Source organism: Streptococcus sp. 27098_8_186 (genome assembly GCF_041432055.1).
Taxonomy (GTDB): domain Bacteria; phylum Bacillota; class Bacilli; order Lactobacillales; family Streptococcaceae; genus Streptococcus; species Streptococcus dentalis.
The window spans coordinates 1-22670 of the sequence record NZ_JAPVYV010000003.1; the positions used below are offsets into that span (position 1 = coordinate 1).

Consider the following 22670-nt stretch of genomic DNA (forward strand, 5'->3'; position numbering starts at 1 on the left):
CTGTGTCAGAAACCCAATCAGTAAGCACCTCAGAGTCAGAAGAGACATCAACTTCACTCAGTGAGTCATCTTCAGAATCTGTATCAGAAACTCACTCAGTGAGTGTATCAGAGTCAGAAGCAGCGTCAACTTCACTGAGTGAGTCATCTTCAGAATCTGTATCAGAAACTCACTCAGTGAGTGTATCAGAGTCAGAAGCAGCGTCAACTTCACTCAGTGAGTCCGCCTCAGGTTCTGTATCAGAAACCCAATCCGTGAGCACATCAGAATCAGAAGAATCATCTACTTCACTCAGTGAGTCCGCTTCAGAATCTGTATCAGAAACCCAATCCGTGAGTGCATCAGAGTCAGAAGCGACGTCAACTTCACAAAGTGAGTCATCTTCAGAGTCTGTATCAGAAACTCAATCGGTGAGCGCGTCAGAGTCAGAAGCAGCGTCAACTTTACTCAGTGAGACCGCTTCAGAATCTTTATCTGAATCGGTTTTGATTTCACAAACGGTCACTGTTTCATTGTCTGAAAGTCGTTCACAATCAAGCCTATCTTCGCATTCAATCTCAACAAGTGGGTTAGCATCAATAAGTGCTTTGCCTTCTCAAAAAGAATTCACAGATCCATCAACTTCCTTGATCTCATCGGAGTCTATGCTCTCTTCGCAAAAGGACAGTCAATCAAAAGTAACACTTCCAGAGACTGGAGTGAGTCCTTCAAAAGGTCCTTACCTTGCAGGGCTAACCACTCTCTTTGCAGGTTTAACTTCATTGGGTCATCGGAAAAAAGAAGAAAAATAACCCTAGAAATAAATGAGGAAATGATGTCATTTCACGTTGCCAAGTTCCAGCAAAACCTAACATAGTTTTGCTGGTTTTTAATGGAGGAGTTAGCTCCAGTGAGAGGATGCGAAATACGAAATCAGATAGAGAATATGTTATAATGAATGAGGATGAACTCGTTCGGAATTCTGTGTAAAGGTGACCAACAAGTGGTCTGAAACTTATTAAGTTAGCAAATCGACTAATGGTTCAATTGCAATAACTTTTAATAAACAAGTAGAAGAAAAAGAAGGGACTAGAGATGAAAATCCATTTTACAAATCTTTTCGGTTAATCTTCCAAAAGTATTGCCTTAATGGCCCAGAACGATATTATAAAAATTGTCCGATAGTTTGGAGTTAATGAGCTTGACATCTATTTTTATGATCAGACGAATGAACCATGGAGAGATCTGAATTCTCGTATGGATGGCATCCTAGCGGGGTCTCTTTTGAGGATATTGTATTTGTTCAATCTCCATTTTAGAATGGGATGCTCATCTAGTTCATAAGTTAGAGAGTCTTCAAGCAAAGCTAGTGACCTTTATCAACGAGAAAGGCTAAGTATTTGTGGTTTCTAGCTTGGAAGAAGATAATCAGGTAGTGAAAGAAACATTATCGTCGAATATTTCAGCAAACTAAATATACGTTATTCTTAATTTGAAATAGTTAGTTTACCAATGAGCTAAAATTAAGTTCGTCAGATCTAATTCTGCAAGTCCGGAGAAAGAAAAATTATTGAAATTAACATGATAAAACGATCAGAAGTTGGGAAACGATTTTGTTGGACGATTTTATTCGTCTTTATTTATGTGTTTGGTAGTAAAATTGCATTGCCGTTTGTTGATTTGTCGCGAGTGCTTAATGTGAATGAAACGACTGCGACGGGCCTGCAATTATCCAGTGCCATTATGGGAGGAAATTTACGAGGAATGTCGATTTTTTCAATCGGCCTTTCTCCGTGGATGTCTTCCATGATATTGTGGCGGGTGTTTACCGTATCCAAGCGCTTTAATCTCGAAAAGACCAGTGCAGATATTGTCGGTCGACGAAAAATGTATCTAACCTTGCTACTCGCCTTAGTACAAGCCTTGGCAGTTTCCATGTATTTACCTCTGCAAACCAGTCTAAATTCAGCTCTTGTGATTGCTGTCAACACGATGATTATGATCGCAGGCACCTTCTTTTTAGTCTGGCTCTCAGATTTAAATGCCGCACTCGGCTTGGGAAATTCAGTCGTCATCATGATGGCTGGAATGGTGATGTATTTGCCAGAAGATATTATGCGGACCTTATCTAAAATGGATATTCCAACTTATTGGTATGCAATTGGTCTCTTTCTCATCTTAGCCTTTGTTTATACAGCCGTCTTGATCGAGTATGCTCGTTATCGCATTCCAGTCAATAAACTTGGAATTCACAACAACCTAAAAAGTTATTCTTTTTTAGATATCAAGCTAAACCCAGCTGGAGGGATGCCGTTTATGTATGCCATGACCTTAGTATCGATTCCACAGTATGTGCTGTTGCTGGTTCTCTCAATGGATTCAAATGCTAAATGGGCTGCTAAGTTTGCAAAAGAATTGGTGATGGGTGAGCCTGTCTGGATCCTCCTCTACATATTTATGATTGCCCTCTTGTCCTTTGCATTTTCTTTTGTCAATGTCAATGGAGAGGAAATTGCTGAAAAAATGATGAAAAGTTCAGAGTATATCGATTCGGTTTATCCTGGTCCAGATACTCGAAAATTTATTAATGGGATTGTGTTACGCTTGACTGTTTTTGGGACCTTCTATCTCATTCTTTTTACTGCCCTACCGTTTTCAGTTTTACTATGGGATAAGGATTTATTGCGCCTAACAATGATTCCAGGAACCTTCCTTATGTTTGTCGGAATGGTATACAACATCCGGGAAGAGATTCATGCTCTCCAAGTAAATCAACGATATACAAGACTATTCTAGGAGTTATCATGTATTACTTTATACCAGCTTGGTACGGGTCAGAACGGACCTGGCATAGCACCACCATCCCTTGGTACTGGACGAAGGATTCAATCGAGTTTGATGACACCATTAACCAGGTTCGTGTCTTCCAAGATGCAGGGATTGATCGGAAGTTGCTGATTCCGCATTATGCTCCCCAACTACGCTATTTTTTACACCGTCAAGATTTGCTAGAAACAGACTATCTCTCTGTCTTTGATCACTTGCAGGGGGTCTCTCCAGATCAGGAAATGATGCCTGTGCAGATTGAGGATTTGGAGTGGCCTTCAGAGACCACTTTTGCCTACACACCTTTTCAGGTAGTGGCTTTTCGTCGAGGGGAGATGATTGCAAAAATCGACATGGGTGTAGATGGGAATATCCTCTCTATTACTCGCCTCAAGGATGGAGAGATTGCCTTTATTGAATATTTAGATGATCGAGGCTTTCTTTCTAGTGTCATTTACTATAAAAGTGGGCATCCCTATTTCCAAGAGTATCTCAGTGTTGACGGAACTTGGGTTCTACGTGAAATGCTGACGGAAGATAATCATTCGGTATTTGTGAATGAGCACGTTCAATCCTTGTTTAAGAAAGGAGTCTACTCGGAAATCAAAGAAGTCATCATGGAGAAAATGAAGTTCCTGCTTGGGACCATCATACCTCAGCAAGATCAAGCAGTTTTTGCAGCCCATCCGGCCAATTTACCCTTCTTGCAAGAATTAGGATTTGGAGTTAAAAAAGTTCTGTCTTTTTATGGGAAACGCCAGCCCTTGTCTCTATATGATTCCCTACTTTATTTTTGTTTAAAGGATGTTCAGTTGATTGTCACAGATAGTGAAAAAACAAAAGAAGCCATTCTTGGCTTTTCTCCAACCTTGCAGTCTAAAGTCCATCGAGTGACCTCTTTTGACTCTCGCTTACGATTAGGGAATAGTCAGGAACGCAAAGAATCAAAAATCTTTTTCTATGTGGGGGAAGACGGTTTCCTATCGAAAAAGCTACTAAAGAACTTGCTGGAAATCTTGGCTGAGAACCCCTTGTTTGAGCTTGTTTTTGCCTTTTACAGTACATCTGAAAATCATTTGCTTACCTTAAGAAGTCAATTAAAACAATTGATAGAAGAAGAGGTTGCCTTAGCTTCGGTGCAGCTAACAGTCACAGATCAAGAACTTGGGGAGAATAAGATTCAGGATGAGGAGTTAGCTGTAGAAGCGCCAGAATATCGTTATACGGTAAAGAACTTCTTTCATGAGAATGATATTATCAAGGAGTTGGAACAGACCCGCTTGATTGTAGACCTTAATGATGAACCGAATCTTTATACACAAATTGCGGGAATCTCAGCGGGGATTCCTCAGGTGAATCGAACCAAGACAGAATTTGTCGATCATCTAAAGAACGGCTATATCATATCCAAAGAAGGAGAATTAGAGAAGGCTTTGAAGTACTTCTTAACAGCCTTGAAACCATGGAACGAAGCCCTGGTATACTCTGTCGATAAAATACAAGAGTATACGGGCCCGCGTTTGATAGCCAAGTGGGAAGGATGGATGAAAGAATAGTATGGACAAACAGTCGAAAACAAGTCATATTCTTCAAATTGGTTTAGAAAATTGGCTGGAACAAGTAGAGATTCCAGAAGAAATGGGTTGGCACTATTTTTCATGCCAGGATTTGCCCTCTCTAAAAGAGTATATGGAAGAGCAGGAAATCCAAAAATTCAAAGCCTTACTAATAGATCGACCTGAAGATTTGTTGGGTCTAAAAGATCAGATGGACTTTTTCCAACCCTATACCATTTTTTACAATCATCAGTTCCAACAAGAAACCTATCCGGAAGAAGTGAAGGAATTGCTTCGGTTGAAGCAGGTTAGGGCTTGGGATTTTTCAGACAAAGCCCATTTTCTCTATCAAGTCACTCGTTTCCTTTATGATGGTCAGTATGGGGATGCTTTTACGGCTTACGATATCCGCATTCGTCCTGATTTTTCAGGCTCGCAGACAGTTTTAGGGAAACATCTCTTGCAGCTGACGGGATCTTTCGGGAAGGACTTTACTCCCTTGGCTCAATGGATTTATAATTATGTTTACGATGGGACTACTCCCATTAATATATGGTTAGAGTATGAAAAAGAGCCCTCTTGTCAACTTCAATTGCGCATTCAATTTTTCCAAAGTGGCGCTATTGGTGATCTCGTGAAAGAGATTATCTACTCTGAGGATGACCTAAAAGAGCCAATCTTGCTAGATGAATTTGAGCGATATTATCTAGCCTTTTGTCTGGAAGCAAAAGGAGAAGGGGAGTTGAAGATTGGGGCCTTACACAAACGTTATTCTCATGGTCCTTTTGGGGAAATGACCGTTGGGGCCCAGACACTTCGGGATAGCAAGCGTCAGGAAATCTTTGCTTACTTCCATCCTGGAGATATGAAACCGCCTTTGAATATTTATTTTTCAGGGTATCGTCCGGCTGAAGGATTTGAAGGATTTGTCATGATGCGAAGAATGGGAAGCCCCTTTATCCTCTTTTCAGATCCGCGCTTAGAGGGTGGCTCCTTCTATATGGGCTCTCAAGAGCTAGAAGATCAGATTGTTGCTTACATTGATCAGTATCTAGACTGGCTAGGGTTTGGTCCTAAAGAGATGAACTTTTCTGGACTTTCTATGGGGACCTTTGGAGCTTTGTACTATGGCTCCTCCTACTCGCCTCATGCTATTTTAGTTGGGAAACCGATTGTTAATCTTGGGGATGTGGCAGCTAATTTGAAATTCAAACGTCCCGATGAGTTTGGGACATCCTTAGATATGATGCAGTTGCTTGTCGGACAAGTCTCAAGGGAGGGTATTGATCTATTGAATCAACGGTTTTGGGATCGTTTCAATCAAGCGGATTTGAAGGATACTATTCTGGCCATGGCCTATATGAGAGATGATGACTATGATCAACTGGCCTATCCGAAAATTTTAGAAGCCCTCTATGATCATCCTGTGCGGATTATTAGTTCTAGTCGACCTGGTCGACACAATGATGCCAGTGCACCGATTGTTGAATGGTTTTTAACCCAATATAAAGAAATCATGGAAAGAGATTTTGGAAGGATCGAATGATAACTATTAAACAACAAGAAGCCAGACGGCACTATTGGGGGCCCTTGCCTTCAGCAGACTATCTATGGGGCTCGCTTATCCAAGGTTTTGCGAGGGATAAGGTTGTTTTTAAAAACCCCTTGATGCCTTCTGGTCAAATTTTAAAGACCTGGAAATCAATGAGCAATTTCAGCGCCAATCGTTGGGCTCCTAGTCTTCCGCTCTTAAAACGAGGTCAATCTTATGTATTAGATGTGAGCATGACTTCCACACCTTCCCATACAGTGATGGTGGAAATTGTCTTTCTGGACCGTTTTGGTGTGCCTGTCAAACGTCAGGTAACATCAGATGGAAGCTTGGCTTTTGTTTATCCAGAGAATGCCTACGCCTACGAAGTGCGTCTCCTTAGTGCCGGCATGCAAGAATTTGTTTTTCATTATTTCACGATTCAACCAATATCGTCTGAGGGAGCAGAGGTTCTCGCATAGACGAGCCAGACTGCTAGTAAAAGAGGATCACATTGGATTATTTTACATTAAGAAAAATTAAAAAGATCTTGAAGGAAGTGAATAGCTGGAAAGATCATATGACCCGCTTGACGGATCATCAGCTACAGGAGAAGACTGTAGAATTTCGGGAACGTCTAGCTCAGGGCGAGACCTTGGATGATTTATTACCGGAAGCATTTGCCGTTGCGCGTGAAGCTGATAAACGGGTTTTGGGCATGTTTCCTTATGACGTGCAAGTCATGGGAGGGATTGTCCTCCACCAAGGCAATGTCGCTGAAATGAATACCGGTGAAGGAAAGACCTTAACAGCGACCATGCCTGTTTATCTCAATGCCTTAGAAGGAAAAGGGGTCATGGTCATTACGACCAATACCTATCTGGCAACCCGAGATGCGGAAGAAATGGGACAGGTCTACCGCTTTTTGGGATTGACCGTTAGAGTTCCTTTGAAACAGTCTGAAGACGAAGAATTAGATCCAGAAGTCAAACGGGAGATTTACCGGTCAGATGTCATTTATACGACAAATACCAGTCTGGGCTTTGACTATTTAACAGAGAACTTGACAGCTTCAACAGATGGCCAATTTTTGGCAAACTTCAATTATGCCATTGTCGATGAGATTGATTCAGTGCTTCTAGATAGTGCTCAGACTCCCTTGATTATTTCTGGTTCTCCTCGGGTTCAATCCAACCTATATGGGATTATTAATACCCTGATCCAAACCTTCAAAGAGGGGGAAGACTTCAAGTTTGATGAAGAAAAGAAACGGGTTTGGTTGACTCGAAAGGGAGCTCATGCAGCAGAAAGCTTTCTTGCTATTCCCAACCTCTATAATCCCCAATATCATGATATGGTCCGCCATATCAGCTTAGCTCTTCAAGCCAATAAAAACTTTATTAAGGATAAGGATTATGTCATCCATCCCAATGTCGAAGGGCAACCGGAGATTGTCTTACTTGACCAGGCAACAGGTCGATTGATGGAAATGACACGATTGCAAGGAGGACTCCATCAAGCGATTGAAGCCAAAGAAGGTCTCAAGCTAACCCAAGAAACAAGGGCCATGGCTACCATTACCTACCAAAATCTCTTTAAGATGTTTCGTAAGCTTGGAGGAATGACGGGGACTGGGAAAGTCGCTGAGGCAGAGTTTCTCGATACCTATGCCATGTCCGTCATTAAAATTCCGACTAACCGAAAAAAAATCCGCCAGGACTTGCCAGATGAGATTTATCAGACCCTGCCTGAAAAAGTGTTTGCATCCTTAGAATATATCAAAGAAGTCCATGCAAATGGCAATCCAATCTTAGTTTTTACAGGTTCAGTTGAGATGTCCATCCTTTATTCTAATCTTCTATTGCGGGAGGGCATAGCTCACAACCTCTTAAATGCTAATAATGCCGCTCGAGAGGCCCAAATTATTTCAGAATCTGGCCAAATGGGAGCAGTGACTGTAGCGACCTCCATGGCTGGTCGAGGGACCGATATTAAGTTGGGTCCTGGAGTGACTGAACTAGGGGGACTAGTAGTTGTTGGGACCGAACGGATGATGAACCAGCGGATTGACCTTCAAATTCGTGGTCGTTCTGGTCGCCAAGGAGATCCTGGACGGACCAAATTCTTTGTTTCTCTGGAAGATGACTTGATGAAAAACTGGGGACCAGATTGGATTCAGGATACTTACCAAGACTACGATGTAGAGGAGCGAATTGGTGCCACTAAGCCGTTGACTAAACGAAAATATAAGAATCTGGTGGGACGGGCTCAAAATGCAAGTGAAAGTTCTAGTCAGGCCAGTCGTCGCATGACGCTTGAATTTGCAGAAAGTATGAACATTCAGCGAGATATCATCTATAAGGAACGTAACCGCTTGATTAAACAAGAAGGTCGTTTGGATGTAATTGTCGAACAAATTGTCCGAGAAGTCTTTATGAGAGTGGCAGATAATAAAGATTACATAGATCCCATTGCTTTTTATCGTTATATTTTGGACAATGTGAGCTATCAGGTGGATCCGCAGACGACTCATCGATCATTCCGTTCTAAAAAAACAAAGAAAAATTTCTTATGGGAAATTGCTCAAAGAGAGTTAGAAGCTAAGTATGAGATCTTAGGCACCGATGAGGTGATCGCCCAATTCCAGCGCATGGCCATCCTAAAAGCAATCGATGAAAACTGGGTAGAGCAGGTCGATTATTTGCAGCAACTTCGAGCTGCTCTGTCTGGTCAATATGCCAGTCAAAAGAATCCATTAGTTGAGTTTTTCCAAGAAGCCTACCAATCCTTTGAACGAATGAAAGAGGCGGCCAAGGAACAAATGGTCCGCAATCTCCTGCTAAGTCGAGTAGAAATCAATAAAAAAGGGGAAATAGTCTTGCATTTCCCATAAAAGAGGACATTATGACAGTATACAATATCAATCTTGGAATCGGTTGGGCTAGCAGTGGTGTTGAGTATGCCCAGGCCTACCGTGCCCAGTTGTTACGCAATATCCATCAACCAGCTAAGTTTGCCTTTATGGATATGATTCTAGCCGATAATATCCAGCATTTAACAGAAAATATCGGTTTTCAAAATGATGAAATCATCTGGCTCTATAGCCATTTTACGGATATGAAGATTGCGCCAACGACTTATACCCTTGATCAGGTCTTAGCAGGATTTGCCGGAAAACCGACTCGTGAAGAAGTCAAAGGTAAGATCAAGCGCTTCTTTTATGAGGACCAGGACAACTTTTTGACCTGCTACTTGCGGGCAGAAAATAGTCCTTATGTCGAACGTTGCGAGTATGTATCTAGAGGAATTTTGGTGAGAAAGGATTATTTCTCCTATACCCGTTATTGTACCGAGTACTTCATTCCTAAGAACAATCAAGCCAACTTGATTGAACGCCGGTTTTACAATGAAGACGGGTCGGTTGCCTACAGCATGCAGATGGCAGATGGCCGCGAAATCTATCGTTTCCCAGATCGCTACCTGGTTGGTCGCCAAGAATTGATCCGCTACTTCATGCAGACCCTTCAATTGACCAAACAGGATCTGGTGATTTTGGATCGGGAAACGAATATCGGTCAGCCTATCTTTGAAGAAGCGCAAAAAGCGCGTCTGGGTGTGGTCGTCCATGCCGAGCATTTCAATGCCAATAATGTCGATGATCAGTATATCCTATGGAATAACTATTACGACTACCAATTTACCAATGCGGACAAGGTGGACTTCTTTATTGTCGCGACGGACCGCCAAAAAGAAATCTTAGCCGAGCAATTTGCCAAATACACCAACCATCAGCCAGCTATCTATACCATTCCAGTTGGGAGTCTTGCGAACTTGCCACAGAACGAAAATCGCACCCCATTTTCTATGATTACAGCCTCTCGTTTGGCGACAGAAAAGCATATTGACTGGTTGGTGCGAGCAGTGGTTCGTGCCAAAAAAGAATTGCCAGAACTGTCTTTTGACATTTATGGAAAAGGTGGAGAAGAAGGCAAGCTGCGTTCTCTAATCGATGAATTGGGAGCGGCAGACTATATCCATCTCAAAGGGCATGCCAATCTAGAGGAAATTTATAAGAATTATGAGGTTTACCTGTCAGCATCGACCAGTGAAGGCTTTGGGTTGACCCTGATGGAGGCGATTGGTTCTGGACTTCCGATTATCGGTTTTGATGTTCCTTATGGAAACCAGACCTTTGTCACAGAAGGGGAAAATGGCTATCTCATTCCGCCTTCAGCAGATCAAGTGGTCGACCAGATCGCTGCTGCCTTTTCGGAGAAAATCATCCAGCTATACAAAAAAGATGATCTAGCCAGCATGCGTCAATCATCTTATGCGCGTGCAGAAGACTTTTTGACCAGCCGAGTAGAAGAAGCTTGGGCACAATTGATAGAAGAGGTGACACATGCTGAATGTATTTGATAGTTATTCTCGTGAAAGCCAAGACCTGCTCCACTCCATGAAAGAGTCTGGTTTTGACCATCCGACCGTTGTTTTGGAGCCAAATGGTTTCTTACCAGACGGTGTCGAGTCTCCATTTATCTATTTCTTAGGACAAGCAAAAGGAGAGAAGCGGGGACGCTACTTTAATGAAGTTCCAGTGCCTGATTTCTGGGAAGTTTCTGGGGATAACAGTTCGGGGAAAGTGACCTACTATGGTCAGGAAAAGGCTCGAATTGTTTACCATGCTGCTTCCTATAAACGCATTGTCGAGCGCTTAGAGTGGTTAGATGACAAGGGGCAAGTGGTCGTGGTTGAGCACTATGACCAATACGGTCGTAAGATTGCTGTAACGACTTGTGGCGATCAAGGTCAGCATTTGGTGACCACTTATTTTGAAGGGGATATCGAGCGCTTGACAGAGAATCACCAAACAGGGGATTTGATCTTGACCTTGGACCATCAACCCATGCGGATTTTCAAGAATCGCTTAGCTTACTTTGTCTTTTATCTAGAGTATCGTGGTTTTGATCTAGATGGTTTGGTCTACAATACGCTGGCTACCTCCTTTAGTATTAGTCTCCAGCTGGGCAATAAAGGCATCAAAGGACGCGATGTCTTGGTGTGGCAAGAGCCTCTTCACGACAGCCTTCCGGGAAACATGCAGTTGATTCTAAAGGGCCCAGAAATCCGGACCAAGAAGATCTTGATTCCGCAAAACGCGACTTATCATCGCGCTTTGCAGTTGACCTCGCAGGACCAGCATAGCTATTTCGGTCCCCTTGGCTACCTGTATGATTTCAAGGTGAAAGACGATATCCGTAAAGACGCCTTTGTCTTGACCAATTCGGATCAGATCGAAGCCTTGACTTACCTAGTAGAGAACTTGCCAAATGTGACCTTCCGTGTAGCAGCTTTGACGGAGATGTCTGCGAGCCTCTTGTCTATGGTCCGCTATCCAAATGTGGTCTTGTACCAAAATATCAGTCAAGAGCGGATCAAAGAGTTGCTTAAGGTCTCTAGTATTTATCTGGATATCAACCACTATGCAGAGGTGCAAGGCATTGTTCGCAAGGCCTTCGAACACCAGCAAGTCATCCTTGCCTTTAGCCATACTTTGCATGGCCGCCACTTCCTCGCACAAGCCAATATCTTTGATCAAGGAAAAGAAGCAGATATGGTGGCCCGCATCCAGGAAATCTACCAATCTGTGGATAACTACAGAGAAGTCGTCGCACAACAAATTGCTCAATCAAGTAGCGTTGAGCCAGCTGTTTTCAAAGCTCGCTTGCAAGAAGGGATAGGTGGACACAGTGAGTGATCGTAAGAAAGATTTATTTTACAAAGAAGTAGAAGGACGGATGGAGTCTCTCAAACGCCGTCCTGCCGAAAAAGAAAAGACGACACGTTCTGAAAAGATCAATGTCACTTTTAATGTGATCATTGGTTTGGTGATTCTGCTGGGAGTTATTTTTACCCTCTTCAGAGTGTTAGGAGGATCCTAAGATGGAAATGGTATTTGCAATCGGGATCTCGATCTTATCCCTCGCTCTTGTGGTTCTGATCACCCTGCAGCCTCGCCAACAACAATCGCTCTCAACAGATGCGACCAGTAACCTAGGAAAACCAAGTTACTGGCGCTCCCACCGTGGACTCAAGCTAGCGACCCTTGTTGTTAGTATCGTCTTTCTCGTATCCTTATTTCTTTATATGATGGTCGTACAGGCCTAGTTTCTAAGATGACTCTATCTACAATTTGAAGAGGCTGGGACAAAAGTCCTAACCTCTCAATTGTTTTTGGATTGTCGCGCAAGACGCAGTGGTTGAGTGGGCTCTACTACGCTGATTTCATCAGCTTTTACAGCCCTACTCAACTGTGCGGAGGTGGGACGACGAAATCGAATTCTAACGAATTACCGATTTCTGTCCCATTCTCTTTTTTTATCCTGCTTCCTTCTCTTTTATGGTATACTGAAAGCGACAACATGATTGGAGCTTCCGATGAAAAAGATCCCCTTAGTATTTTCAGGCTGTCTGTTAGGACTGGTTGGCGCTGGAAACCTTCTCGCAGACTCGCTACCCTTCCTTGCCCACGCCTTTAGTCTGACAGGTTTGTTCTTCTGGTTTTTCTTTGTCGTTTATCATGCGATTCGCTGGCAAGAAACCAAGATAGAACTCCAACAACCAGCCCTTTTATCTGGGATGGCGACCTTTCCCATGGCAGGGATGATTCTATCCACCTATCTTTTGCGTCTCTTTCCTGCCTTTGGAGGTCTATCACAGTTGGTCTGGTGGTCTGCCTTTCTCTTGGATCTGGGCTTGATTCTCTATTTTACCAAGACCCATGTCCTAGCGCGACCAAGAGCCAATGCCACTCCCAGTTGGACCGTTCTCTATGTGGGCATTGCAGTAGCAGCTTTGACCTATCCTGTTGTGGGAATAAGAGAGATTGCTTATCTCGCTTTAGTGATTGGTTTTGGTTTGACCTTTCTTCTTTATCCCCTTATCTATCATGATTTGAAGCAGTCACCCTTACCCAGTCATCTATTGGGCCAAGAAGGCATCTATTGTGCTCCATTTTCCCTTCTTTTAGCAGCCCTGGTTCGTGTGGGTGGAGCAAGTCTTCCTGTCTGGTTCTTACTGATCATGGTGGTGGCCTCGCAAGGTTTTTATTTCTTTGTGTTGACGCGCCTACCGAAAATGATCAAAGAAGGTTTTCAACCTGCTTTTTCAGCCCTGACCTTTCCAACAGTCATCACAGCGACCTCTTTGAAAATGGCCCAAGGCTTGTTGCAACTACCTTTCTTGACAGCTCTCGTATGGCTGGAAACTCTTCTTTGTCTCTTGATTTTAGTCGCTGTCTTAGGTGGTTATGTAGCTTATCTTAAAGAGTAGGAAGGCATCCTTTTTCATTGAGACCAAGTCACGATTATGGTAAGATGCACTATACGATTTGTCATGCTTTATAGGAAAGGTATCTATGAAATTTATCAAAGGAAAGCTCTCACTGCTTTATCCCCTCTTTCTGCTCTTGTTTTATTTTTATGTTCGGCCTCAATTTCGCCCCTTGGCCCAGTATGTCTCCAATAGTGTAGCAAGCGCCAATAGCTATTATTGGACCTTATTTGGCCTAGAAGGCCTCTATGCAGTCTTTACAGGATTTTTGGTCTATCGTTTTTCTAAAAAAGCGCAGTTTAAGCTGGGGAAGAACCCTCTTCAAGCTCTGATAGAAGCCGTTTTTGCGGCCTGTTTGGTTTACTGGTTGGACTACTTCATCAGTGGTTTTGTTCAAGGACGGGCAGCCGTTTTGAGTCTGTTTCCACGGGAAATTAGCCCCACAGGGGTGCTTATCCTAGTGATCGCAATGGTTATCATCCGGCCGGTGACAGAAGAGCTGATCTTTCGCGGAGCCTTGGTGAATGCCTACTTCAAAGGCTGGAAACTCTATGCTGAGATTTGGCTTCCAGCCCTCATCTACAGTGGCCTACATTTTCTCCACAATCCCTTTTCGCTAGGAGCTTCTATCATCTATCTCCTGCCGAGTGTGATTTTTGGGATCCTGTATTATCGGAGTAAGACGCTCCTTTCTCCAATTTTAGCTCATATCTTGCTCAATCTCTACTACACCTTGCCTTTACTTTTATCTGTATTTAAGTAGCAACCGATTTCCTGAGTGAGATTGGTTTTTTTTGAAAATATGGTATAATAGAATAAATTTAATAGAGGGAGTTGAGGTTTGAAAAAAAGCTACCGCGTCAAACGTGACAAAGATTTTAATGCTATTTTTAAAAGTGGTCAAAATGTTGCCAATCGGAAATTCGTTGTTTACCGCTTGCGCAAAGACCAACCGCATTTTCGAGTCGGCCTGTCTGTTAGTAAGAAACTGGGAAATGCTGTGACCAGAAATCGCATCAAACGTTTGATTCGCCATGTTTTGATCAAACACCAAGCCTTCCTTACGACCGATGATTTTGTTGTCATTGCTCGTAAAGGAGTGGAGGAACTCGACTTTCATCAAGTAGAGAAAAATCTTGTACATGTCTTAAAATTAGCACATGTCTACCAAGAAAGGGAATAATGTGAAAAAGAAACTGAAGTTAACTGGATTATTAGGAGCGGCCTTATTGGTCTTGACAGCTTGTGGAACCTCTCAAGTGACAGCTCAGTCGACGGGTGGTTGGGAACGCTTCGTCTACTTCTTTGCAGAAGCTATCCGCTTCTTGTCCTTTGGTGGAAGTATCGGTGTAGGGATAATCGTCTTTACCATTGTCATCCGGACGGTCCTCTTGCCTCTCTTCCAATATCAAATGAATTCAACCCGCAAAATGCAGGAAATTCAACCCCTCCTCAAGGAATTGCAAGCTAAGTATCCTGGGAAGGATCTTGATAGTCGGACCAAGCTTTCTGAAGAGATGCGGGCCCTTTACAAGGAAAAAGGCGTCAAAACGTCTTCAGCCTTCCTTCCTCTCTTAATCCAGATGCCGGTCTTGATGGCCTTGTTCCAAGCGCTGAGCCGTGTCGAATTTCTTAAAGTCGGTCACTTCCTTTGGTTGGACCTTGGTGCGATTGATCCGACTTATATCTTGCCGGTTCTTGCAGCACTCTTCACATTTTTCAGCAGTTGGTTGACCAATAAAGCCATGCCAGAGCGCAATGGTAGTGCGACAACCATGATGTATGTGATGCCTGTGATGATCTTCTTCTTTGCCTTGTTCTCAGCCAGCGGGGTCGCACTATACTGGGTGACTTCCAATGCTTACCAAGTCGGGCAAACCTATCTCTTGAACAACCCCTTCAAGATTATTGCAGAGCGTGAAGCAAAAGAGCAAGCTTCGCGCGACATGGAAAAACAAAAACGCCGTGCCCTAAACAAAGCACAGAAAAAGAAAAAATAAGAAAGAGGTGGACATATGGTCCTATATACTGGAGCAACTGTTGAAGAAGCGATTCAAAAAGGTCTGAACGATTTAGATATTCCTCGTATGAAGGCACATATTACGGTTGTAGCGCGTGAAAAGAAAGGTTTTCTTGGCTTGTTTGGGAAAAAACCAGCCCAAGTAGAGATTGAGCCGATTGCAGAAACAACTGTTGTGAAAGCCAATCAAAAAGCTGTCAAAGGTGTCCCAGATGAGATCAATGCGCAAAACGAACCGGTTAAGACTGTGAGCGAAGCAACGGTTGATCTCGGACGCGTCGTAGCAGCGATCAAAAAGGTCGAAGAAGAAGGAGAAGTTGTCTCTGAAGAAATCAAGACAGAAATCCTGAAACATGACAAAGAAGCAGATACCGTTCTTGAAGAAAAAGGGCATGAACATATCCTTGAAAAAGTCAAAGAACCAGCGACAAAAGAATCAAGTGAATCTGATTTCTCAAATCTTGGTATCGAAGTAGAGGAAAACTACAATATCGAAGAAGTCGTAGCTGATGTGACAGCCTATGTTCAAACAGTGCTCGATGAAATGGATGTGGATGCGACTATCTCAAGTAGTCACAACCGCCGTACGGTCAATATGCAAATTGATACCAATGAACCAGGACGTGTTATTGGTTACCACGGAAAAGTCTTGAAGGCTCTTCAACTTTTGGCGCAAAATTACCTCTATAACCGCTACTCAAAGAATTTTTACATTACCATTAATGTTAATGACTATGTAGAACACCGGGCAGAAGTTCTTCAAAGCTATGCTCAGAAGTTAGCAACGCGTGCCCTCGAAGATGGGCAAGCCCAACAGACAGATCCGATGTCAAACAGTGAACGCAAAATCATTCACCGTATCGTCTCTAAGATGGAAGGAGTCACTAGCTACTCTGAAGGGGAAGAACCAAACCGTTACGTGGTGGTAGATATCGAAGGATAATCTAGCTATTATTTCCCATAAGGGAGAGACGGGATTGAGCCGATCTCTCCTTTTTTGTTATGATTAGAAAGGAAGCAGATGACATTTGCAGCGATTCGAGAGTTTTTAAAGCTTCAAGGAATTCACTACCAGGCCCCAGCGAAGGCAGGGGTGCTAGCCTCGGAGATGGAGCAGTATCGTGCCCTAGCTCAAGCGGCTCGTAAGGAATTCACCGATTTAGTCTCAGCCTTTCAGAAGCGTCACCCCTACTTGGAGCAAGATCGGACTAGCCAATGGATGAACCAGGCTCAAATTTTGCGGCCTCATTTTTGGGCTTATCTAAGAGGCGAAGGGACGATGGCAGAGCCCATGTTTGCCTTGAGGCTTTATGGGGATGCAGCTGATTTTGGTGTTTCCTTAGAGGTGAGCTTTATCGAGCGAAAAAAAGACGAGCAGAGCCTTCAAAAACAACACAAGGTTCTCACCCTTCCCATCACTCAGCCAGTTTATTATTTCGCCCAGAAAAATGGAGAGAGTCAAAGGGTAGAGGGAACAGAAAAGAATCGCCATGATCTGTTACAAGCAGTAGCAGACGGAACGGTTCGTAAGGTCCTCGTCAAATACGATGTTTCTCTAGTCGAGGAAGGTTCTCTTGAGGATATCCTGGAACAGTTGCAAGAGGCGCTGGTGGCTCTGGAACCCTATTACTTGGCAACCCGTCAGGTGTAGAAAGGTTTTCTCCAACCTGTATTTGCAACAATTTTGCCATAGCTATTGACAAATAGAGCTGAATCCGATAGAATAGTAAAGTATGTTTAGTAACTGATCACAACTAGCCGGCTAAACGAATACAAAATCTATGAGGAGGTATTCATCGTGAAACGTACTTATCAACCAAGTAAACTTCGTCGTGCGCGCAAACATGGTTTCCGTCATCGTATGGCAACTAAAAACGGTCGTCGCGTATTGGCAGCTCGTCGTCGTAAAGGACGCAAAGTTTTGGCTGCCTAATTCAGATAAAAACCTAAAAACCAGTAGAAACTCGAGACTACTGGTTTTTGTTTTATCCGAAAGTGAATTTAGAGGCGCTTTCTGCTATAATAGAAAGAAGAAAAACTCGGAAGAAAAGGAAGATCATGCAGATTTTTGATACCCACACCCATCTCAATGTGGAAGAATTCGCAGGAAAAGAACAAGAAGAGCTGGACTTGGCCAAGGAAATGGGCGTTGTAGCTCATAATATTGTTGGTTTTGACAAACCGACGATTGAGCGAGGAATAGCCTTGGCAGACCAGCATCCAGAGCTCTATCTCACGCTTGGTTGGCACCCCACTGAGGCGGGCGATTATAGTCCTGAAGTGGAGGCCTATTTACTTGAACAGTTGAAACATCCCAAAGTTGTCGCCCTAGGAGAAATTGGTCTGGATTACCACTGGATGACAGCACCAAAAGACATTCAAGAAAAGGTCTTTCGTCGTCAGATTCAATTGTCTAAGGACTTGGACTTGCCTTTCGTGGTGCATACGCGTGATGCTCTTGAAGATACCTATGCCATCATCAAGAGTGAAGGAGTCGGGCCTCGCGGTGGGATCATGCATTCCTTCTCAGGAAGTTTAGAAGAAGCCAAACGCTTCATGGATCTGGGAATGATGATCTCCTTTTCTGGAGTGGTGACGTTTAAGAAAGCCACAGATGTTCAAGAAGCAGCAGCTGGCCTGCCGCTCGATAAGATCTTGGTTGAGACAGATGCCCCTTATCTGGCACCAGTTCCCAAACGTGGCCGAGAAAATAAAACAGCCTACACTCGTTATGTAGTAGACTTCATTGCAGAACTACGTGGCTTAACAACAGAAGAAGTGGCTCAGACAACCTATGAAAATGCAAGAAAGGTATTTGGCCTTGACTGAGAAAAGAAAAATACCGGAAGTGATTGTTGTTGAAGGCAAGGACGACACAGCCAATCTCCGTCGTTTTTATGAGGTGGATACCTATGAAACACGAGGCTCTGCGATCGATCAAGATGACTTGGAACGAATTGCTACCTTGCAAGAGTTGCGTGGGGTCATTGTTTTTACCGATCCAGACTATAATGGCGAGCGCATTCGCAAGATCATTATGCAAGAGGTGCCCCAGGCCAAACATGCCTTTTTAAATCGAGGCGAAGCAGTACCCAAGTCCAAGACCAAGGGGCGTTCCTTGGGAGTGGAGCATGCTAGCTTTGAAGACTTAGAAAAAGCCCTAGCTGGCCTGGTTGGCTCCTATGAAGATGAGACATTCTTTGATATTACCAAGTCAGACTTGATGCGTCTTGGGTTGTTGATGGGAAGCGATAGTCGCAAACGACGGGAATACTTAGGAGAAGAACTCCGTATTGGCTACTGCAATGGCAAACAACTGATCAAACGCTTGGAGTTGTTTGGAATCAGCTTGGCTGAGGTTGAGGATGCTATGAAAAGTTATGAGAATAACTAAGTGAACCTCAAATGTAAGTAGAAGGTGTTGCAATAGTAGTAAATAAAGTTATTTCTAGGAGATTCATCTTAAAAAAATCAAATAGAAATGTGTAAAGGAATAATAATATGAAAATAATCGTTGATAGAGAATCTGTCTGTATGGGGGACGATGTTTTACCTCATGAAGTGGAATTTGAAGTCTCTGAAGACATGACGGTGAAAGAATTTTTTGATTTTCTAGAAAAGGAACGTTATTTACCATCTATTCAAGGAAACAATGTCGCCTGGGAACTTCGAAATCGAAATGGGGAACAAGGTGTTTATTTTACTAAAACACGAGAGATTATCCATCCGGAAGCAGTATTAAAAGAGATGTTGGAAGGAATTGCTGGGACTCCCTTGTTTGTTTTACTCTATCATTCTACCCCGGAAGCATACTATATTAGAAAAGAGAAAAAATGAGAATTGCAGATTATAGCGTGACTAAGGCAGTGCTGGAGCGTCACGGTTTTACCTTTAAAAAATCCTTCGGACAGAACTTTCTGACCGATACCAATATCCTTCAAAAGATTGTGGACACTGCTGAGATTGATAAGCAGGTCAATGTTATCGAAATCGGTCCAGGAATTGGAGCTCTCACTGAGTTTTTGGCAGAAAATGCGGCAGAAGTGATGGCCTTTGAGATTGATGACCGCTTAGTTCCCATCTTAGCGGATACCTTGCGTGATTTTGATAATGTGACGGTTGTCAACCAAGACATTCTCAAGGTGGATCTCAACCAGTACATCGCAGAGTTTAAAAATCCAGAGCTTCCAATTAAGGTAGTAGCCAACCTTCCATACTACATCACGACTCCCATCCTCATGCACTTGATCGAGTCTAAAATTCCTTTCCAAGAATTTGTGGTCATGATGCAAAAAGAGGTAGCAGACCGCATCTCAGCCGAACCTAATACCAAGGCTTACGGGTCTTTATCCATTGCAGTCCAATACTATATGACGGCTAAGGTGGCCTTTATCGTGCCCCGCACCGTCTTTGTGCCAGCGCCAAATGTCGACTCGGCCATCCTCAAGATGGTGCGTCGCGAAGAACCGGCAGTGGCCGTCAAGGATGAAGATTTCTTCTTCTCTGTCAGCAAGGCTAGCTTTGTCCACCGCCGCAAAACGCTTTGGAACAACTTGACCAGTCGCTTTGGCAAGACCGAAGAAATCAAAGCCAAACTAGAAGTAGGGATCGAAGCTGCTGGCCTGCAACCATCTGTGCGAGGAGAAGCTCTTAGTTTAGAAGACTTCGCCCGCTTAGCAGATGGCCTTCTAGAAGCAGGAATAAGATAACAGAAAAGAGTCTGAGACAATAATTCCCTGACTCAAAAAAGCAACGGATTTTCCGTTGCTTTTTGCATGGATTCGATAGCCTTAATCAAATAGAATTGATCAGTAAGTCATTTAAAAAATATATCTCATGCATATTCGCTATGACACAAATCAAAAAACTTTACCACTAAAAATCAGTTCTTTCTTGCCACAAGACTATCTCGTCTTTACTATTGAAAAAGTAATGAATACATTGGAGGATAGTCGCTTCTACGCCCTATGTCATGACTTTGGTCGCCCACCTTATCCCCCATAAATGCTTTTAGCTACTCTTCTATTCGACTATTCACAAGGAATTTTCTCCGGATAAAAAATTAAAAAAATACTAGACTTTACTCCAAAGTGTACAAAAAGAGTACAAAAATTCTCATTACTGATGAGTTCAGCAGGCAAGTAGAAATTACTGTTTGGTACTTTTTATTTATACCTAATTTCTACTCATTTTAACTCAATATCCAGTATTCTATCAAATATTTCCAGAAATCTTTCCTCGTCAGCTACTAGCGATAGCTTGGACGCAATTTTAGAAAAAGTGTCCTCACTCACAGAAAATGAAAAGAAGGTTCTATAGTCTATCTCCAAAGCACGGATAATTTTGTCTAAAGTTTCCAACTTGATATTACTATTTTGCCCACGTTCAATTCGTCCCAGAGCATTGACATCCATGCCTGCTTTATCTGCTAACTTCTCCTGTGTCATCTTTTTATTTGTCCTTAACTCATAGATTCGTTTGGAAACATTTTCGCTCAACGACATGCTTTATTCTCCTATGTTCTTTCTATAAGATATAGGCTACCCTTTATTCGCTCAAAACGTCAGGGCGTTATTGTATTTATTTTTTTATAAAAAATACTCTAGATATGTTTTTATGATATAATTAAATACAAATAAGTCTTTTTATGATAAAAAAACATACTTTTAATATGTAAAACTACTATAGAAAGTCATAATGTAAAAAAGAAAGTACAATACAGAGTCATAAAAAATGATATTCAAACTATTTACCAACGACACTAGTTAAAGCATGGGAATCTTCAAAAAAGTTGACTAGAAAAATAGAAAAGGAAAATCAAATGAATGTTTATAAAGTTTTAAAAGACAATATCGAAACCATATACCTTGGAAAAACCGATGGAACTCTCCTTGAAATTGAAAGGGAATATTTTGATTTTCTCCCAGAAGTTGGAGATGAAGTGGAAGTTTATGGCACAGAGGGCAGTTACATTATCAAGCGAAAATCTACTTTTCAACAAACCGCTGAGAATAAACCAAGCAATACAACTGCATTAAAAGTTTGGGGTTGGATTTGTACTGGCACCTCACTTCTACTTTTACCTTTAGTTTTTGGAATTATTGGCATCATCTTAGGCTATCTTGTGCGTAGTAGAGGAGATAAGGAACAAGGGACTATCATTATGATTGCTTCAATCGGAACAATGATTCTAGGTATTTGGATAGGTGCACTTATCGGTGCTACTACTTGGGGATAAAATGAACGGAAAAATAATTAAAATCACAGATACAACAGTATATATTGGATATGAAGATGGTGCTGTCAAGGAAATTTCACGCACATCTCTTGAATTTAAACCTGTATTAGGAGATCCTGTAGAGGTTTATGGAGATTTTGTAACAAAATCTAATCTTCCTGTTAAGTCAGACTCTATTAAAAATAGATTCAAGAGACTATCTCTAACAACTAGAATCAATATCATTGTTATTTTCATACTCCTTGTTCTTCTTACAATGCTACAGCTCGCCTTTACAGACTTTACTAACTATCTGCACAATATCCTAACAATAGTTTTCATTTTATTCCCTCTTGTGCTTAGTATCTTAAATCTGTTTCTTTTGATTCTATCCCTATTCAAGAAAAATCTCTTCCCTAGACTAACTACAGTCATATATCTTGTACTTTCATTAGCCATCCTAATCATTGCTTCACTCACACACCACACATTAACAAATACAAATAACTCAACTAGTCGCATGGAGACAAGCAAAACAGAAGAACTCTCTAGTTCTTCCAAACTAAATCAGTTGCTCAAAGATAACATCGGTAAAAGTATATCTATACAAGCTGAGTTCAATATACCGATGATGGAGGACAGTCCAACTGAAATTAAGAATATTATGGTGTTAAAAGTAAATGGAGTCGACTATGGTGCAAAATATATGGGAGAAACACTGAAAATCAATACCATAAAAAATCCAGATGAACACTCCCCATCTGGAAACAAATGGGTAACCATGGAAGGGAAAATAGTAAAAGATTCTGACTCAATAGCTATTAAGATAATTGATGTTTTTACCGCTGATATGACATTTGATGAATATATATCTAATCGAGAGAAAGATAGCTTTGAGACACTGGGTGTGGTTGAAGAGATTGAAGACACTGATACAATTCTTGGTACTATTATCAAAGTAAGACCGATATGGTTTGATTTAATGGAAGACAAAGAAATTAATGAATTTTACTTCAAAAATGAAGATGAATTAAAAATATTGCTCACAAGAGACACAGAAGAATATATCGAAAAACACTATAGGAAAATGGAAGTGGGAGATACAGTTAATTTATTCGGTTCTGTAGTCACTATTGATGGTGTCAATGTGTTAAGTGCTAATAATAGTGGAAGTGTTCAGGGCGTAGAACGAAAAGATTAAGAGATAAT

24 protein-coding genes are annotated in these 22670 nt (G+C 42.1%); 23 read left to right on the forward strand and 1 reads right to left on the reverse strand.

Annotated elements, in window-relative coordinates; all coding sequences use genetic code 11:
- The 21 genes from O3602_RS04210 to rsmA form a co-directional block, all read left to right on the forward strand.
- The coding region (locus tag O3602_RS04210) for an LPXTG cell wall anchor domain-containing protein (protein WP_371611212.1) at positions 1-791 on the forward strand (791 nt) is incomplete at its 5' end.
- A 769-nt stretch (positions 792-1560) separates the two neighbouring features.
- A complete protein-coding gene (secY2, locus tag O3602_RS04215; protein WP_003012481.1) occupies positions 1561-2775 on the forward strand; it encodes an accessory Sec system protein translocase subunit SecY2 in 1215 nt (404 codons plus the stop codon).
- A gap of 8 nt (positions 2776-2783) precedes the next feature.
- On the forward strand, positions 2784-4361 hold the full coding sequence (gene asp1 / locus O3602_RS04220) for an accessory Sec system protein Asp1 (protein ID WP_003012436.1): 1578 nt from the start codon (positions 2784-2786) through the stop codon (positions 4359-4361).
- Between the two features lies 1 nt (position 4362).
- A complete protein-coding gene (gene asp2, locus O3602_RS04225) occupies positions 4363-5907 on the forward strand; it encodes an accessory Sec system protein Asp2 (protein ID WP_003012442.1) in 1545 nt (514 codons plus the stop codon).
- On the forward strand, positions 5904-6374 hold the full coding sequence (gene asp3, locus O3602_RS04230) for an accessory Sec system protein Asp3 (RefSeq protein WP_003012414.1): 471 nt from the start codon (positions 5904-5906) through the stop codon (positions 6372-6374). Before asp2 ends, asp3 begins: the two co-directional genes overlap by 4 nt.
- A 26-nt stretch (positions 6375-6400) precedes the next feature.
- Positions 6401-8785, forward strand: a complete 2385-nt coding sequence (gene secA2 / locus O3602_RS04235) for an accessory Sec system translocase SecA2 (protein WP_371611272.1) — start codon at positions 6401-6403, stop codon at positions 8783-8785.
- 11 nt (positions 8786-8796) lie between these two features.
- The gene (gtfA, locus tag O3602_RS04240; RefSeq protein ID WP_003003073.1) at positions 8797-10311 is read left to right on the forward strand and encodes an accessory Sec system glycosyltransferase GtfA; all 1515 of its coding nucleotides are present in this window, start codon (positions 8797-8799) and stop codon (positions 10309-10311) included.
- Complete coding sequence (gene gtfB / locus O3602_RS04245; RefSeq protein WP_371611213.1) at positions 10295-11650, forward strand: accessory Sec system glycosylation chaperone GtfB; 1356 nt, start codon at positions 10295-10297, stop codon at positions 11648-11650. Before gtfA ends, gtfB begins: the two co-directional genes overlap by 17 nt.
- Positions 11643-11834 (forward strand): accessory secretory system protein Asp4, encoded by a 192-nt coding sequence (asp4, locus tag O3602_RS04250; RefSeq protein ID WP_003003066.1) that lies wholly within the window; start codon positions 11643-11645, stop codon positions 11832-11834. The genes gtfB and asp4 overlap by 8 nt, the downstream gene beginning before the upstream one ends.
- A 1-nt stretch (position 11835) precedes the next feature.
- Complete coding sequence (locus O3602_RS04255) at positions 11836-12060, forward strand: preprotein translocase subunit SecG (RefSeq protein WP_003003038.1); 225 nt, start codon at positions 11836-11838, stop codon at positions 12058-12060.
- A 270-nt stretch (positions 12061-12330) separates the two neighbouring features.
- Positions 12331-13224, forward strand: a complete 894-nt coding sequence (locus tag O3602_RS04260; RefSeq protein ID WP_003012469.1) for a TDT family transporter — start codon at positions 12331-12333, stop codon at positions 13222-13224.
- 85 nt (positions 13225-13309) lie between these two features.
- Positions 13310-13987 (forward strand): CPBP family intramembrane glutamic endopeptidase, encoded by a 678-nt coding sequence (locus tag O3602_RS04265; RefSeq protein WP_003002966.1) that lies wholly within the window; start codon positions 13310-13312, stop codon positions 13985-13987.
- Between the two features lie 78 nt (positions 13988-14065).
- Positions 14066-14407: a ribonuclease P protein component gene (gene rnpA, locus O3602_RS04270; RefSeq protein WP_003002960.1), complete on the forward strand. Its 342-nt coding sequence runs from the start codon at positions 14066-14068 to the stop codon at positions 14405-14407.
- Position 14408: 1 nt separating this feature from the next.
- Complete coding sequence (locus O3602_RS04275) at positions 14409-15224, forward strand: YidC/Oxa1 family membrane protein insertase (RefSeq protein ID WP_003015944.1); 816 nt, start codon at positions 14409-14411, stop codon at positions 15222-15224.
- Positions 15225-15239: 15 nt separating this feature from the next.
- Entirely contained in the window at positions 15240-16187 is a 948-nt protein-coding gene (gene jag, locus O3602_RS04280; protein ID WP_151378923.1) for an RNA-binding cell elongation regulator Jag/EloR, read from the forward strand.
- A gap of 78 nt (positions 16188-16265) precedes the next feature.
- A complete protein-coding gene (locus O3602_RS04285; protein WP_003012463.1) occupies positions 16266-16895 on the forward strand; it encodes a hypothetical protein in 630 nt (209 codons plus the stop codon).
- A 147-nt stretch (positions 16896-17042) separates the two neighbouring features.
- Entirely contained in the window at positions 17043-17177 is a 135-nt protein-coding gene (gene rpmH, locus O3602_RS04290) for a 50S ribosomal protein L34 (protein ID WP_003003086.1), read from the forward strand.
- Between the two features lie 125 nt (positions 17178-17302).
- Complete coding sequence (locus O3602_RS04295; protein WP_371611214.1) at positions 17303-18073, forward strand: TatD family hydrolase; 771 nt, start codon at positions 17303-17305, stop codon at positions 18071-18073.
- Positions 18045-18638: a ribonuclease M5 gene (gene rnmV, locus O3602_RS04300; RefSeq protein WP_193389212.1), complete on the forward strand. Its 594-nt coding sequence runs from the start codon at positions 18045-18047 to the stop codon at positions 18636-18638. The genes O3602_RS04295 and rnmV overlap by 29 nt, the downstream gene beginning before the upstream one ends.
- Positions 18639-18745: 107 nt before the next feature.
- Positions 18746-19081, forward strand: a complete 336-nt coding sequence (locus O3602_RS04305; protein ID WP_049486197.1) for a hypothetical protein — start codon at positions 18746-18748, stop codon at positions 19079-19081.
- On the forward strand, positions 19078-19953 hold the full coding sequence (gene rsmA / locus O3602_RS04310) for a 16S rRNA (adenine(1518)-N(6)/adenine(1519)-N(6))-dimethyltransferase RsmA (protein ID WP_371611215.1): 876 nt from the start codon (positions 19078-19080) through the stop codon (positions 19951-19953). The genes O3602_RS04305 and rsmA overlap by 4 nt, the downstream gene beginning before the upstream one ends.
- Before the next feature lie 477 nt (positions 19954-20430).
- Here rsmA and O3602_RS04315 read toward each other — a convergent pair whose 3' ends face one another.
- Complete coding sequence (locus O3602_RS04315; RefSeq protein WP_021153983.1) at positions 20431-20748, reverse strand: helix-turn-helix domain-containing protein; 318 nt, start codon at positions 20746-20748, stop codon at positions 20431-20433.
- Positions 20749-21065: 317 nt separating this feature from the next.
- On the opposite strand from O3602_RS04315, the gene O3602_RS04320 reads away from it, so the two are divergent.
- Together O3602_RS04320 and O3602_RS04325 are read left to right on the forward strand one after the other, a co-directional pair.
- Entirely contained in the window at positions 21066-21482 is a 417-nt protein-coding gene (locus O3602_RS04320; RefSeq protein ID WP_021153982.1) for a hypothetical protein, read from the forward strand.
- 1 nt (position 21483) lies between these two features.
- The gene (locus O3602_RS04325) at positions 21484-22662 is read left to right on the forward strand and encodes a hypothetical protein (RefSeq protein WP_371611216.1); all 1179 of its coding nucleotides are present in this window, start codon (positions 21484-21486) and stop codon (positions 22660-22662) included.
- The last annotated feature ends 8 nt before the right edge of the window (positions 22663-22670 follow it).